The 13,876-nt window shown below is 54.5% G+C and carries 14 protein-coding genes; 7 read left to right on the top strand and 7 right to left on the bottom strand.

Annotation, left to right across the window (positions count from 1 at the left end; genetic code table 11):
• Positions 1–8 precede the first annotated feature (8 nt).
• From KGZ92_01685 to KGZ92_01660, 6 genes are all read right to left on the bottom strand, one after another.
• The gene (locus KGZ92_01685; protein ID MBS3887995.1) at positions 9–374 is read right to left on the bottom strand and encodes an aspartate 1-decarboxylase; all 366 of its coding nucleotides are present in this window, start codon (positions 372–374) and stop codon (positions 9–11) included.
• Positions 362–1,285, bottom strand: a complete 924-nt coding sequence (locus tag KGZ92_01680; GenBank protein MBS3887994.1) for a DUF2520 domain-containing protein — start codon at positions 1,283–1,285, stop codon at positions 362–364. The genes KGZ92_01685 and KGZ92_01680 overlap by 13 nt, the downstream gene beginning before the upstream one ends.
• A 74-nt stretch (positions 1,286–1,359) precedes the next feature.
• Entirely contained in the window at positions 1,360–2,586 is a 1,227-nt protein-coding gene (gene coaBC / locus KGZ92_01675) for a bifunctional phosphopantothenoylcysteine decarboxylase/phosphopantothenate--cysteine ligase CoaBC (protein ID MBS3887993.1), read from the bottom strand.
• Between the two features lie 7 nt (positions 2,587–2,593).
• Entirely contained in the window at positions 2,594–3,358 is a 765-nt protein-coding gene (locus KGZ92_01670; GenBank protein MBS3887992.1) for a type III pantothenate kinase, read from the bottom strand.
• A gap of 73 nt (positions 3,359–3,431) precedes the next feature.
• A complete protein-coding gene (gene feoB / locus KGZ92_01665) occupies positions 3,432–5,390 on the bottom strand; it encodes a ferrous iron transport protein B (GenBank protein ID MBS3887991.1) in 1,959 nt (652 codons plus the stop codon).
• A gap of 12 nt (positions 5,391–5,402) precedes the next feature.
• A complete protein-coding gene (locus KGZ92_01660) occupies positions 5,403–5,645 on the bottom strand; it encodes a ferrous iron transport protein A (GenBank protein ID MBS3887990.1) in 243 nt (80 codons plus the stop codon).
• Positions 5,646–5,769: 124 nt separating this feature from the next.
• On the opposite strand from KGZ92_01660, the gene KGZ92_01655 reads away from it, so the two are divergent.
• Positions 5,770–6,252 carry a DtxR family transcriptional regulator gene (locus KGZ92_01655; protein MBS3887989.1) on the top strand — a complete coding sequence of 161 codons (483 nt, stop codon included), beginning with the start codon at positions 5,770–5,772 and terminating at the stop codon, positions 6,250–6,252.
• 121 nt (positions 6,253–6,373) lie between these two features.
• Positions 6,374–7,636 (top strand): MFS transporter, encoded by a 1,263-nt coding sequence (locus tag KGZ92_01650; protein MBS3887988.1) that lies wholly within the window; start codon positions 6,374–6,376, stop codon positions 7,634–7,636.
• Here the strand turns inward: KGZ92_01650 and KGZ92_01645 are convergent.
• A complete protein-coding gene (locus KGZ92_01645; protein ID MBS3887987.1) occupies positions 7,633–8,976 on the bottom strand; it encodes a nicotinate phosphoribosyltransferase in 1,344 nt (447 codons plus the stop codon). The genes KGZ92_01650 and KGZ92_01645 overlap by 4 nt on opposite strands.
• A 133-nt stretch (positions 8,977–9,109) precedes the next feature.
• On the opposite strand from KGZ92_01645, the gene KGZ92_01640 reads away from it, so the two are divergent.
• From KGZ92_01640 to KGZ92_01620, 5 genes are all read left to right on the top strand, one after another.
• Positions 9,110–10,114: a ThiF family adenylyltransferase gene (locus KGZ92_01640; GenBank protein MBS3887986.1), complete on the top strand. Its 1,005-nt coding sequence runs from the start codon at positions 9,110–9,112 to the stop codon at positions 10,112–10,114.
• A gap of 67 nt (positions 10,115–10,181) precedes the next feature.
• Positions 10,182–11,771, top strand: a complete 1,590-nt coding sequence (locus KGZ92_01635; protein MBS3887985.1) for a PAS domain S-box protein — start codon at positions 10,182–10,184, stop codon at positions 11,769–11,771.
• Positions 11,768–13,078, top strand: a complete 1,311-nt coding sequence (locus KGZ92_01630; protein ID MBS3887984.1) for a response regulator — start codon at positions 11,768–11,770, stop codon at positions 13,076–13,078. Before KGZ92_01635 ends, KGZ92_01630 begins: the two co-directional genes overlap by 4 nt.
• 83 nt (positions 13,079–13,161) lie before the next feature.
• On the top strand, positions 13,162–13,620 hold the full coding sequence (locus KGZ92_01625) for a transcriptional repressor (GenBank protein MBS3887983.1): 459 nt from the start codon (positions 13,162–13,164) through the stop codon (positions 13,618–13,620).
• Positions 13,604–13,867 carry a metal-sensitive transcriptional regulator gene (locus KGZ92_01620; GenBank protein MBS3887982.1) on the top strand — a complete coding sequence of 88 codons (264 nt, stop codon included), beginning with the start codon at positions 13,604–13,606 and terminating at the stop codon, positions 13,865–13,867. Before KGZ92_01625 ends, KGZ92_01620 begins: the two co-directional genes overlap by 17 nt.
• Positions 13,868–13,876: the final 9 nt, after the last annotated feature.

Here is a 13,876-nt window from a genome sequence, read left to right as displayed (position 1 = left end):
GGCACCTCCTATTGTTTTTCGGGACTGCCCTTTAGGGGTTGGTTCTTGGCATCGACATGAACGACTTTAGGCACGAGAGAGCGGGCTGAGACGTTGTCCACCGTGCTATAGGTAATGATGATGACTAGGTCGCCTGGTTGTACCAAGCGGGCCGCTGCCCCGTTCAAGCAGATGGTGCCAGAGCCGCGCTCGCCGACAATGGCGTAAGTTTCAAAGCGCGCACCGGAGTTGACATTGACCACCTGTACTTTCTCGTAGGGCAGAATATCGGCGAGATCAAGTAAATTGCTGTCAACTGTGATGCTGCCCTCATAGTTAAGGTTAGCATCGGTGACGGTGGCGCGGTGGATTTTAGACTTCATCATTTCACGCATCGTTGTTCCTCCATTTGCAGTAGATTTAAGATTTGGCGGTAACGAGCCTCATCAAGGCTGCCCTTACTAACGGCCAGCGGCAGCGTGGCCATGGCTAGGGCGTGGTAGAGACGGGCGGTCTGGCCTGTGTCAGGGAGCTCGGCAAGGGCTCTTAAATGCTTGTGCACCGTGCCGCTGTCTCCCCGCGCGATGGGGCCAGTTAAGGCAGCTACAGGGCCTAACTCGAGGGTGTTGTGGCTGGCAGAACGCACGAGGGGAGCCATATACTCGAGCGCAGCCTGCGCATCGTAGCCCATCTGCTGCCAAAGCTGCACTGACGTCGCTACCAGGGTGGTAAGAAAATTCGAGGCCATAACAGCCGTCAAGTGATACAAGGCCCTGTGCTCCTCAGCGATGAGAAAGTGTCCAGCACCCACGGTGTGTGCCAAACTCTCTAAGAGGCTCAAGCATTCCGCATCAGAGCCGGCCAGACCAATGTAAGAGACCTTTAGCACGAGTGCCTTGTCGTAGAGTTCGCGCGCTCTGGCACAGTCACTAGGGGCGAATGAATTAAGCGGGTGAAAAGAACCAACATGCGCGCCTTCTTGGCTGGCCGCCTCAAGCACGGACAGTGTTTGCGCCCCGCTCAGGTGTACGGCGGTTTTGCTGGCGTCCCAGGTGACTCGGGCGCAATTTGCGGCGATAGCGTCATCGGGGGTAGCAATAAAGATGATTTCTGCCTGCTTCGCCATGTCCTCTATAGCTACAACTTGCGGGTGAGTATCTGTGGACTGGCCAATGGTCTTAGCTAACTTTTCGGCTTTCTGCCTGTCTCGACTGGCCAGCGCCGTAAGAGGTAGCCCCTTTAAGGCCAGCGCGTAAGCCAAGGCGGCCCCCATTCTACCTAAGCCTATTATGCCTATAGATTTCACGGTCCTCACTCCTTATTACTGCAAGAAAACAGCCTAGTCCATAACGCAATGGCCTAGGCTGTTTTGTATGAGCCCTACCTTTGCGTCTCGGTCACCAAGGATCCAAGCGCTGGCACTACCCTATGCAAGAGAATGATTCTATCGAGTATTATATGCGCTAATTTCTCTTTTGTCATCAGGGGCAAGGGTTCATTCTCCTTGTTCGGATAGAGCAAGGTGACTTCATTGGTGTCCACATCAAAGCCGCTGTGGGGAGAGGTAATGTCATTGGCCACAATTAAGTCTAATTGCTTGCTGTAAAGCTTTTGTCGTGCATTCTCAAGTAGGTCGCGGCTCTCGGCCGCAAAACCAATCTTTAAGAACGAGCCGGTAAGTGAAGCCAAGATGTCTCTGGTGCGTTCTAACTCGAGCACGAGTTTCCCTGCGGTCTTCTTGATCTTATGTTGGTCGGGTTCCTTAACGGTGTAGTCGGCCACGGCTGCCGCCATGATAAGGGCGTCACAGTGCGAGGTGTGCTCCCTGACCGCGGCAGACATCTCCTCTGCCGTGCGTACCTTCACCAAGTTAACCCCGCGTGGCGGAGTCAAAGAGGTCGGCGCGGAGATGAGGTCTACCTCTGCCCCTCTCGCCGCCGCGGCACTAGCCAAGGCATAGCCCATCTTGCCTGAAGAACGGTTGGTAATAAAGCGTACTGGGTCGATGGGCTCCTCGGTTCCACCGGCCGTGACGACTATCCTCTGCCCCACGAGGTCTTGTCGCGGGCAAAGCACTTTCTCTACGGCCTCCATAATCTCGTGCAGTTCTGTCAGCCGCCCGGGGCCAGTCGTGCCACAGGCCAGGCGTCCCTCCCCCGGGCCAACAAAAACCATGCCCCGCGCAGAGAGATCAGCGATGTTTTCCTTGGTTACTGGGTTTTCGTACATAAAGTTATTCATAGCGGGGGCAATCACTACCGGGGCCCGTGTCGCGAGAGCAGTGCAAGAAAGCATGTCGTCCGCGAAACCATGGGCGAGTTTGGCAATAATGTTGGCCGTGGCTGGGGCAATAAGGAGGACTGCGGCGCGGTCTGCCAAGGCAATGTGTTCGACGGCCATTTCGCTGTGCAGAGTAAACATTTCCGTTACTACGGGGCGATGCGTGATGGCCTGTAGGGTGAGGGGGTTGATAAATTCCTGCGCGGCCCTGGTCATCACCACATCTACCTCGTAACCTGCTTTCACTAGTCTGCTGGCTAAGTCGGCCGCTTTGTAGGCGGCGATACTGCCGGTAATGCCGAGAACTACTATCTTTTTCTCCATAATCTCGCCTCTACTTGTTCAGCTCGTAAATAAGGCGCAAGCCTTCGAGCGTGAGATTGTCGTTGATGGCGTCAAACACAGTGGTCTCCTCGGCGATCACTCTGGCTAGCCCGCCAGTGGCGATGACCTTGCAAGGGCAGCCTAGCTCACTCTTTAGTCTTGCTACCATGCCTTCGACTAACCCAGCATAGCCGAAGATCAGCCCCGACTGCATGCTGTCGACGGTGTTCTTGCCGATGGCATGTTTCGGCCGCTCAAGTTCCACTCGGCTAAGCTTCGAGGCCCGCAAGAACAGCGCCTCGGCGGAGATGCCGATGCCGGGGGCTATGGCACCCCCGAGGTAATCGCCCTGGGGAGATAGTACGTCAAAGGTGGTGGCCGTGCCAAAATCTACGATAATGGCGGGTGCGCCGTAGAGATGCAAGGCGGCCACGGCGTTGACGATACGATCAGAACCCACTTCGCGAGGGTTGTCGGTTCTAATTTTCATACCCGTACGCACCCCTGCCCCGACAACTAAGGGCTCGCGGCCAAACAGCCTCTCGGCTACCGCCTCGATCGTCCCTTGCAGAGGAGGCACGACATTAGTAAGCACCACGCCTGCCACATCTTGTGGCCTGAAATGGGCGTCCCTCACTAGGGAGGAGATAAGGGCATAATACTCGTCGATGGTGCGCTTCTGGTCGGTGGAAATACGCCAAGTTTTCGACCAAAGACCTTCTTTGTACAGACCTAGCACCATGTTGGTGTTTCCTACATCGATGGCAAATAGCACAACTCTCGCCTCCATGCTCCACTAGCTAGTAGCATAATTCTAGTAAGTATCGTATCGAATGAAGGTCAGGGAGTCAATGCCAGCCTAGTAGCGGTCCTAAGAGCCGTGCCCCTTGTGCTACTGCCGTGCACACAACGATGCCGGTTACAGTGGGGATGATAAAGGTCAGTGCCGTCCACTTTAGGCTCTGAGTTTCTTTTTTGGCGGTGAGCAAAGTGGTGCCGCAGGGCCAGTGGCAAAGAGCGAAAAGCATGGTGCAGACGGCCGTTAGGGTGGTCCAACCATTTATCAGGAAGAGTTGGCGTAGGGCCTCGAGACTGTCTAGCTCAAGCATGGACGTGGTACGCATGTAGCCCATAATGAGTATAGGAATAACAATCTCATTGGCCGGCAACCCCAGTATAAAGGCCAGCAAGATAAACCCATCGAGACCCATCATGCGCCCTAAGGGGTCGAGAAAACCGGCTGAAATGCTTAAGAGACTGCTGCCCCCGACTGTAAAATTACCCATCATCCAGAGAACTATCCCTGCCGGGGCGGCCACTATCACCGCCCGCGAAAGAACAAAGAGGGTGCGATCGATGAAGGAGCGAACGAGAACCCGGCCTAGTTGGGGGCGGCGATAAGGTGGTAGCTCCAGGGTAAAGGAGGAGGGGAGACCCTTGAGTACAGTTAGGGAGAGCAGTTTAGCGATGAGCATGGTCAGTAGAACGCCGAGTACTACAGTCATAAGAACGGCGAGAGTGGCGAGCAGGGAGCCAAATGTTCCTCCTAGGCCAGCCAAGAAAATAGTCGCCACGACAATAAGGATGGGGAAACGGCCATTGCAGGGCACGAAATTGTTAGTCAGAATGGCGATGAGTTTCTCCCGTGGGGAGTCGATGATGCGGCAGGCAATAACGCCCGCGGCATTGCAGCCAAAACCCATGCACATAGAGAGCGCCTGCTTGCCATGCGCACCACAACGCTTGAAGAAGTTGTCGAGGTTAAAGGCCACACGGGTAAGATAGCCGAGGTCTTCTAACAGGGTGAAGAGGGGGAAGAAGATGGCCATAGGGGGGAGCATCACTGCCACCACCGTCGTCATCGTGCGATAAACCCCCGTAATAAGCAGATCCTGTAGCCACAAGGGCAGGCCAACGGCCATCGCTAAGGCGGTTATCTCTACTTCTAGTGCCGCAAAAAAATGCGCCAGTAGTTCTCCTGGGTAGTTTGCGCCCACAATGGTTAGCCAGAAAATTCCGCCGAGCAAGAGGAGCATAATCGGCAGGCCAAAATGACGGCTGAGCAAGATCTTATCTATTTTGCGGTCGAGACGGTCGTGCCGCACCGAGGGCAGGGTGACTACCCGGCTGGCAATGTCTTGTGCTGTGGTGACGAGGCGTTCTGCGACCAGATCACTTTCGTCTTGCGGCAGCAAGGCTTCGCGGCTCTTGCTCGAGGCTTCTCCCCTAGGGGGGTTGTCGACCGTACCTAGCTCCTCCCTAGGGGGCCTGTGCGCGAGCCGTAGCGGCCGGGTGGCTAGCTCTTGAGTGGCCACTTGCCGGATTGCTTCTTGCAAGGAAGGTACTCCGTCGCCGTCCCGGGCGTTCGTTGCTACCACAGGCACGCCGAGCAGAGCGGCGAGGTTTTCTATATCTACTGTAATTCCCTTGCGCCGCGCTTCATCCACCAGGTTAACACAGACCACTACCTTGTCTGTTAACTCGAGCACTTGTAAAACTAGGATGAGATTGCGCTCCAGGCAGGTCGCATCAGTTACAATCACCGTAACCTGCGGCTCTGCACTGCTGATGAAAGCCCGGGCAATGCCTTCGTCAAGGGAAGTCGTGTGGAGCGAATACGTGCCCGGTAGGTCCACCAGGCGGTAGGTGGCACCTCGCCAAGTATAGGTACCCTCGGCAAAGGTGACCGTCTTACCAGGCCAATTGCCGGTGTGCTGTCTCAGCCCGGTTAGGCTGTTAAAGACGGTGCTCTTGCCGGTGTTAGGATTGCCGGCTAGGGCAACGGTGAACTGTGCAGCGTAACTCATGCCGTTCCCCCCTCACTCGGTGTGTTGTATCAGGATTTGGCAGGCTAGGTCAGCACGCAAAGCAATGACGCTACCACGTAGACCATAGGCGATAGGGTCTCCTGCTGGGCTCTTATGGAGCACTTCGACCGCGGTGTCGGGGATAAAACCTAAATCCTGTAGTCGTCTGCGGGTCTTGCTTGTCGCCTGAAGTGAAACAATGTTTCCGCGACAGCCTAGAGGTAGATGCGCCAAGGGAATGACTTCTCTCTCCATAAACTGACCTCCCACTTTTTTGTCATGGCTCGGTGATGTCGTACATATGTTAGCAGCAGGCAAAAAAGTTGCCTGCTGCTAACATATGTGTGGCGTGCCAAGACGGTTACAGGAGGAGGTTAAGGTGGGAGACGAAAATGAATTTCATACTTTTCGTGGCTACGAGCTACTGCGTCAAGAAGATAGGGCCTTGCTTAGCCCTAGCCAAGAAGATTACTTAGAAATGATTTACAGACACTGTGTGCAGCATGACTACATTCGTATCAACACCTTGGCCGAGCAGCTCCACGTCGCTGCCCCCTCAGTAACCCGCATTACCAAGAAACTGCGCGAGCTAGGTTTTCTCAAGCATAGGCGCTATGGTTATGTGACCCTCACTGAAGCGGGGCAAGCGGCCGGCGCTTTCTTGCTAGATAGGCACAACACGGTGCAAGCCTACCTTTCCGCCCTCGGCGTTCTGAACAGAAAATTTGTGGATGCGGAACTAATGGAGCATTGTATTAGTGACGAGACCCTGCAAGCCATGAAAGCATGGCTCAAATTCCTTGAGGCCAACCCGGACATCCTGGAACGCTTCCAAGAAGGGCAAAAGCGCAGTACACTGTGAAATTTCTGCATTATTTGACCAATTCTTCGTAGCCTAGCAGGTATACGCCAGGCACAGGGCGAAATTACCTAGTAGGCATCTCTTGATGCCCTGTCGCATAAAAAGGAGGTTTTTTTCGCTCATGAATGAACAACCTGCCGTGCCTGTGCTGCGCAACAAGACTTTTCTCATTCTCTGGGGTGGTCAAGTCGTCTCCCTTCTCGGCGATACACTCTTTAACCTAGCTCTGATGTGGTGGGTCGTTAGTGTGACGGAGAGTGCCGTCGCGGTTTCTTTTGTGGCGCTAGCAACCTCGCTGCCGATGTTAATCCTCGGGCCTTTCGTTGGCGTCTACATAGATCGTAGCGACAAACGCCTCATGATGCTCGCCGCGCATACTCTGAACGGGCTGATTACAGCTGTGATGGCCCTGCTCTACTGGCGAGGTATCTTCTCCTTGCCAATTATTCTTGTGGCTGCCGTCCTGATGGGCATTGTGTCTAACCTAGATGGCCCGGCTTACGAGGCCTCAATTCCGGTCGTTGTCGATAAGGATGAACTAGTGCGCGCTAACTCGCTCATGGAGACTGCTGGGAGCATCATCAGGCTACTCGCGCCCGCTTTAAGCGGAGTGCTCATCGCTGCCGCTGGGGTGGGGGCGGCCATTTTGGCCAACTCGATATCCTACTTTGTGGCCGCGCTCTCTCTCTGCATCATCAGGTTCGCCTCGCCTAAGATTGAAAGTGGGGCCCAGAGTTTTAAAAATGATTTTAAGAGCGGGCTGCAGTTCATTTTCCGCCACCCGGTGCTGATGCCCATGTTGATCTACGGCGCCATGATAAACTTGGTACTAGCGCCTATTAGCGTTTCCATCCCCCTGCTTATCATGAAAGTTTTAGAAGGTGGACCAGCTCTTATGGGTCTCTTCGGCAGCTTTCAGTCGGCCGGCGTTCTCGCTGCCTCCTTGATCTTGACTAGCGCCCCCTATCTAATTAAGAAAAGTGGTCTGGTGCTCATAAATTCGGCAGTAGCTCTAGGAGCAGTTACCTTGGTGGTGGCTTTCGCGCCGCATCAGGGGTGGCTACTTATCGGGGGCGCCTTGGTTGGTTTTGTGCTTGTCACTGCTAATATGGCTTCGCGCAATATCTGGCAGCGTGAAGTTCCCGCTGAACTGCGAGGTCGCGCCTTTACCGCTCGCGAAACTATTTCTAGTGGGCTGAGGCCACTTGGGCAAGCACTAGCAGGCCCTGCCGTGGCTGTGGTAGGACCTGTGTTCATGATCGCCAGCGCCGGGGTGCTCTGCATGGTGGGCGGTTTACTAGGCTTTTTTGTTCCTGCAGTCCACACCTACCCTAAAGAGCAGGCGTCAACTCTACTCGAGGTGCCTGTCAGTTCAGACGACTAGCTTTGGACACGGCAAAGGTCGCTATTGTGGCAGGGCCCTCGGCCAAGTTTTGCGAGTGGCACCCAATCATCCGCCAGCTTAACGCGTACAATGTCGCCCGTAAAGTCCGTGCTACTGCCCTTGGTGTTCTCAAGCAGTGAAGAGCCTACGCCATAAATGTCTACCGGCACCCCGAGCGACTCAAAGGCAGTTATGCGCGCTAAATCAAAGCCGCCCGTGACGACTATTTTTACATCTTGACACCACTTGGCGGCAAGGGTTTCTGCTTCTAGCGGCAGCCCCCACTCGAGGTAGGCCGTATCTATACCCCTGCGTATGTTGTGGACGAGGCGCGGATTAACACCGCAGTCTAGCTCTCTGTCCCCTAGCGGCGGAACAGAGACATCGCGCATATTGCCGGCTGTATCGGGACGGACGCCATATAAAACATAGAGTTTGGCGTTCGCCATATCACCGGCGGTAAAGTACCCTAAGTACTTGGCGAACATGGCCTGCATTACTTTCTTGGCCTCGGCCACGCAGTCATTATGAAAATCTATGAGGGCGATACGAGGTATTTCGGGGGGCATGGTGCGGCAAAACTGCAGCATGGCCTCACGTGTATCACCAAAAAAACAAGCAATGCTGGCGTGACTAATGGTGCCGCCCCCCTGAACCCCCAAGAAGGCCCCTTGCGCATCGGTTGAGACAAACACACGACTACTAGCGCCGTAGTTTTGGTTGTAGGCCGCTACCGCTATGCTGTAGGCATAGCCGTGTAGCGGTTGCACTCTGTAGTGGGCGAAGCGAGCCGGGAAGAAGTAAATATCCTTGCCCCGGGCCGCGACCAAAGTATTGTAGACATTAGTAGCCACGCGCGAGCTTTCCGTAAGAACGCCAAGAATGGGTGTCTCGAGTTTGGCAAAGTCGCGATAGCGGCCCCTCACTTTAAGCACCGGCCTAACATCTAGCGAGTCTCCATGGTAGGGAGTGAGGGTGCCATCGGGCACCGCCTCCACCTCGAGCTGGCAGTAGGTACTGACAAATTCGCCACTAGGCGTAAAATAACCAGTGCCTTCCCGCAGTATGGCCAGACTCTCCTCCACACCTGCCACTACCGCAAAGGGTTGGCGACGCGGGAAAAACTGCATCTCGACTTCGAGGTCGCCCGTTAACACCAGCGAGAGGTCTCCCGGTAAGAGCGATGTTTCGCCAGCGAAGGTGTAGCCTTCACTGGCCAGATGCCCTAAGAGGCGCACCGTGTTAGAAAAATAAGCATCGGTGTAGTATCCTTTACGTAGGCGCTCTATATCGAGTTCGAAAGTGTGGGGCGCAAGTGTATAGGTAAAAGACTTTTGCACAGCATATCCTCCTCGGTCTTCAGCAGAATTACAGTTTTATGGCGGTAGGGCGCAGGGTGAGAAATTGCTCCCCTATGGTAATCATAAAGTATTTTCAAGTCTTTCTCAATATTTGGCGCAGGGGGCATGGAGCATGAATAGGTACATCGCACAGACAAATATTGCTTTTCTAGGCCCTCTGGGTCAGGAGAAACTGTCGGCAGCTACAGTTACCATTCTAGGCTGTGGAGCTTTAGGTACGGTGGCCGCCGATCTTTTAGCGCGCGCTGGGGTGGGCCGAATTCGGATTATTGATCGCGATGTGGTGGAGCTAGGCAATCTGCAGCGCCAAACACTTTTTGTGGAAAGTGATGCCGAGTCGAGAATTCCCAAGGCAGAGGCGGCGACTCTACGGCTACAGCAAATTAACAGCGACATTGTGGTGGAAGGCCTAGTCGCCGATTTCACTGGTCTTAATGCCTTAGAGCTACTTCTGGGCAGTGATGCGGTCATTGACGCCACGGACAACTACCTGGCGCGTTTCACCTTGAACGAGGCCTGTTTGGCCCTCAACTTGCCCTGGGTTTATGGTGGGGCCTTAGGCACTGGCGGCGCGCTGGCCGTCTTTACCCCGCAGGGCCCGTGTTTTAGGTGCCTCTTTACGGAGTTGCCTGTGGCCGGAGCGGGGGAGAGCTGCAGAACTACGGGTGTGCTTGCCTCGGTCACTACCATGGTGGCGGCGCTACAGGTAGTAGAGCTTTTCAAGCTTTTAACAGGCCAGGCGCCTCTCTCAGGTCTCTTGCAGCTAGAGCTCACGAGAACAGAATTCCTTACGCAGCCGATTCCGCAAGACCCAGCTTGCCCAGCCTGCCAATTAAGGCGAACTGAGTTCTTAGGGCAAGAGCGCGACAGCCTGGCCGCCCTTGTCTGTGGGCAAAACAGTGTCTTGCTACCTGGTGCCGCGGGTGAGTGTACGTTACTCGCGCTGGCGGAGCGGCTCAAGGTGCGCGGTTTTTCTGTGGATAACTCGCGGTTTCGCTTACGAATTGTGGCTAAAGATGGGTATGAAGTGGTTGTTTTCGCAGATGGTCGAGCTCTCGTCTACGGTACAAGTAACATTGTTACGGCTAAGGCAGTCTACAATAGTATTTTGGGCTAGGGATGTAACAAGGCAGGTGAGTGCGCCTCTGCCAGCGAATTAATAGCTAAGTAACTGGTGGAGTAAAATGTTTGCAGTGCAGGTGATGGCAGAGATGTGGTGGCAGGCGCGTAAGTCAACGCTAAGTAAAACCAAAGAGAGTATTGAACTTCTTGCTCATCATTGTAGTGATGCCGTAGTTCTCTTTGACGCCTCGGGGCGTGTTGCGGCATGGAACGAAGGAGCAAGCAATGTCTACGGCATGACGGAGCACGAAGCAAAGCAAGAAGTTTGGCCCATTTACAGACCCACGGAACGCAGTGCTATGTTAGAAAAGTTTAGGAATGCGCAACAGGGTGAGTCTCCCACCGTTGGTGAAGAGATGCATGTGCAGGCTGGCGGGGATGAAATTGCCGTAAAGGTCACCTGGCAGGCCCTGCGCGGCGAAAACGGAGCGCTTATGGGCTGGCTCATGATTGCGCGAGAGTTATCGCGAGGGCAGCAGGTATCGCGCGAACTAGAGCAGGTTAACGAGCAGCTATCTTCATTGGCGGTCCTAGCGCGGCTCTTTGCCGATTCTAAGAATTTGCGCAAAACGGTGGAAGTTGCCGTGCAAGGTCTGATGAGGGCGGTGCAAGCTTCATTTTGTCAGCTAGAATGCACTTTTGCGGACCGCGAGGACTCCTTTCAAACGATTACGGTCGGGTCTCCTTTGTCCGAGGAGCAGTTGCGCTTGTTGCATGCGGCCATGGATGAAGCGCGTGCAGCGCGGCGCACAGTGCAGGCGAAAGAATATGTCGCCGCTCCCGTCCGTGCCCTAGATCGCGGTGTGGGCGTGGTGGCGCTGTGGTTTGATTCGGCGGCCTCCTCAGGCACCCGGGTCAAAGTAGTAGAAACTGCCGCGCAGCAGCTGGCCGCCGTCATACATACGGCAAGTCTGGTACATAAGGAGCAGCAGGCAGTGCTCCGTCTTAAGGAGATTGATAAACTCCGTGGTGATTTTGTGGCCATGGTCTCGCATGAGCTGCGTACGCCACTAACCTGCATTAGGGGTTTTACCGATACTTTGCTCCGGCCGGATACCAAGTGGCCCGAAGAGGAAGAGCGAGAGTTTTTACTATCTATCAAAACCTGCTCCGAGCAAGCTCTGCGCGTGGTGGATGACTTGCTGTCGGTGCAGCAGGCCTCTCTAGGCAAGATCGTGGTCGTGCGGGAGCCGCTTTCTTTAGGCAAGCTAGTAGCCGAGGCCTGTCGCCGCGCGCAAAACTCTGCCCACAGCCACACTATTATGTGGTCAGTGCCCGACAATCTGCCCGTAATTAGGGCTGACTTTGTGCGGATAAGTCAGGTGCTCGACAATCTGCTCAGTAATGCCATCAAGTATTCGCCCCTAGGCGGTGAAGTATGGGTCAGGGTGCGCGGAATGTTAGGGGAAGTAGAAGTTTCGGTAACAGACTGCGGCATCGGCATTGCGGCCGAACAACAGGAGTTTGTTTTTGAAGAGTTCTATCGTGTCGATAACTCTGTCGGTCGCCAGACCGAAGGCCTAGGGCTTGGCCTAGCCATTGTGCGCAGCATAGTCTTGCTGCATGGTGGTAGAGTATGGGTAGAGAGCGCTATTGGCTCTGGTTCAACTTTTTACTTTACTTTGCCAGCTAGTGGGGGGAGTCAGCGATGAAGCGTATATTAGTGGTGGACGACAATCGGCTTATCGTGAACTTACTTAGAGTTAATCTCATGTCGGCGGGGTACGAAGTGCTTACCGCTACCGACGGATTCCAGGGGCTGGCCACTGCGGTGGCAGAGCGCCCGGACCTGATCATCCTGGACGTGATGATGCCAGAGATGGATGGTTTCGAAGTGGCGCGTCAGGTGCGCAACAATACGCTTATCGCCCATGTTCCTATTATTATGTTAACAGCCCGGGGGACGTCGGACAGCATTGTGGCTGGGCTAGATGCAGGCGCTGACGACTACATGGCCAAACCCTTTGAGATTTCGGAGGTGTTAGCGCGAGTCAAGGCCCACCTGCGCCGTTCGCGTACCGAGCGTTCACTTAACCCCATTACCAACTTGCCTGGCAATATCGCCATTACGGACAAGCTGCAGCAACTAGCAGAGTCCACCGCACCTTTTGCCGTGATTTACACCGATATTGATAACTTTAAGTCATACAATGATGCCTACGGTTTTTTGCAGGGAGATGTGGTTCTGCGCGCCCTAGGTTTGATCTTGGTGCACGCCACCAGGAGATGGGGTAATGAGCATGACTTTGTCGGCCATGTCGGCGGCGACGACTTTATACTGTGTACCACGCCGGACAAAGTAGACGGCATTTGTCAAGAAGCCATTGCCTGTTTCGACGCCGAGATGCCCAAGCTCTATCATGCGGACGACCGCGCTAGAGGGTATGTCCTGGGCTACTCTCGCGAGGGTCAGCCAGTAGAGCAACCCCTCATCACCGTCTCGTTGGCCGTAGTCACTAACGAACATCGCCCGATCGAAAGTCACTGGCAGATTGCCGAGCTCGCAGCTGAAGTTAAGCGCGTTGCCAAACAGATGAATCACAGTATCTATATCAAAGACTTGCGCAGTGGGCGTCCCACCGCCGAGGAGGGTCTGTTGCAGCGTCAAGTCACCACTAGCTCTAGGCCGCGCGTAGCACTCATTACTAAGGATAAGACTTTGCGCTTAGTGGCCCCCACGATTCTTAAGCGCACCTGTCTCGACGTGCTACTTTGCGAATCTATTGCTCAGGCACTAGAACAGACGAGTGGTGGTATCGTGGTCGATTGGGATATACTTAGTGATGAAGATAAAGCTCGCCTAAAAGAAGCTTCGCGCGAGGGGCTAAAAATAGTCTTGCTCAACTGCCCTGCGGGCGAGACCGAACTCTGGCGGACGGAGGGCCTAGATTGCCAGCCTAAGCCATACAACTTAACGCTCTGGGCTGAGTTCTTCAAGCGGGAGTGCTGCCGGGCCTAGGGCGATGCTCGGCGTGCCCTTGACACAGCTGCTCGAGGGTGTCATGCTAAACGTAAACTATAAATAGGGGTGGCATTGTGTCGGTGGAGCAAAACATAGCGCAAATTATCGGGGTACTTAAAGAGAAAGATTTTCGCCTTACGCCACAGCGCGAGGCTATTTTGCGTATTCTTCTCGCAACGGAGATCAACCATATGACAGCGGAAGAGATCTACACTGTAACGCGCGAGAAGAATCCCGAAATCGGCCTAGCGACAGTCTACAGGACTCTAGACCTTTTTGAGAGTCTTGGCATTGTCTCGCGTCTCGATTTTTGCGAAGGCGGTCGCAAGTACGAGCTGGCAAGCGATAAAGAGAGGCATTACCATCATCATCTCATGTGCTTAAGCTGCGGCGAAATCATCGAGTTCAACGAAGATCTGCTCGATGAATTGGAGGCGCGTATTGCTAAGCAAAGTAATTTCAAGATTACGGACCATAGCTTGCGGTTCTTTGGCTACTGCCAAGGCTGTCGGGAGCCCCACAATGAAAGCCCCGCGTGAAGATATACTGCAGCGTCTGCGTAAAATTGAAGGGCAGGTCCGTGGTCTACAGCGCATGGTCGAAGAAGATCGCTACTGCCTAGAAATCCTCACGCAGGTTGCTGCCGCCCGGGCTGCACTCGACAGCGTCGGTCTTAAAGTTTTAGATGGACATGCGCGAGGGTGCTTAGCCTCTGCCATTAGGTCGGGGCAGGCAGAGGAGTCCATTGACGAGCTGCTCGCCGCTTTAGAGCGATACATGAAGTAATTATCCATG

This window comes from Bacillota bacterium, from assembly GCA_018333655.1.
Classification (GTDB): Bacteria; Bacillota; UBA994; order UBA994; family UBA994; genus BS524.
Note: the sequence above shows the minus strand (reverse complement) of the source record. Positions and strands in the feature narration are given on the sequence as shown.

Coding starts and splice junctions, on each gene's coding strand:
- KGZ92_01685 (MBS3887995.1), bottom strand. CDS start 374: ATGCGTGAAATGATGAAGTCTAAAATCCACCGCGCCACCGTCACCGAT.
- feoB (MBS3887991.1), bottom strand. CDS start 5,390: ATGAGTTACGCTGCACAGTTCACCGTTGCCCTAGCCGGCAATCCTAAC.
- KGZ92_01660 (MBS3887990.1), bottom strand. CDS start 5,645: ATGGAGAGAGAAGTCATTCCCTTGGCGCATCTACCTCTAGGCTGTCGC.
- KGZ92_01650 (MBS3887988.1), top strand. CDS start 6,374: ATGAATGAACAACCTGCCGTGCCTGTGCTGCGCAACAAGACTTTTCTC.
- KGZ92_01640 (MBS3887986.1), top strand. CDS start 9,110: ATGAATAGGTACATCGCACAGACAAATATTGCTTTTCTAGGCCCTCTG.
- KGZ92_01635 (MBS3887985.1), top strand. CDS start 10,182: ATGTTTGCAGTGCAGGTGATGGCAGAGATGTGGTGGCAGGCGCGTAAG.
- KGZ92_01630 (MBS3887984.1), top strand. CDS start 11,768: ATGAAGCGTATATTAGTGGTGGACGACAATCGGCTTATCGTGAACTTA.
- KGZ92_01620 (MBS3887982.1), top strand. CDS start 13,604: ATGAAAGCCCCGCGTGAAGATATACTGCAGCGTCTGCGTAAAATTGAA.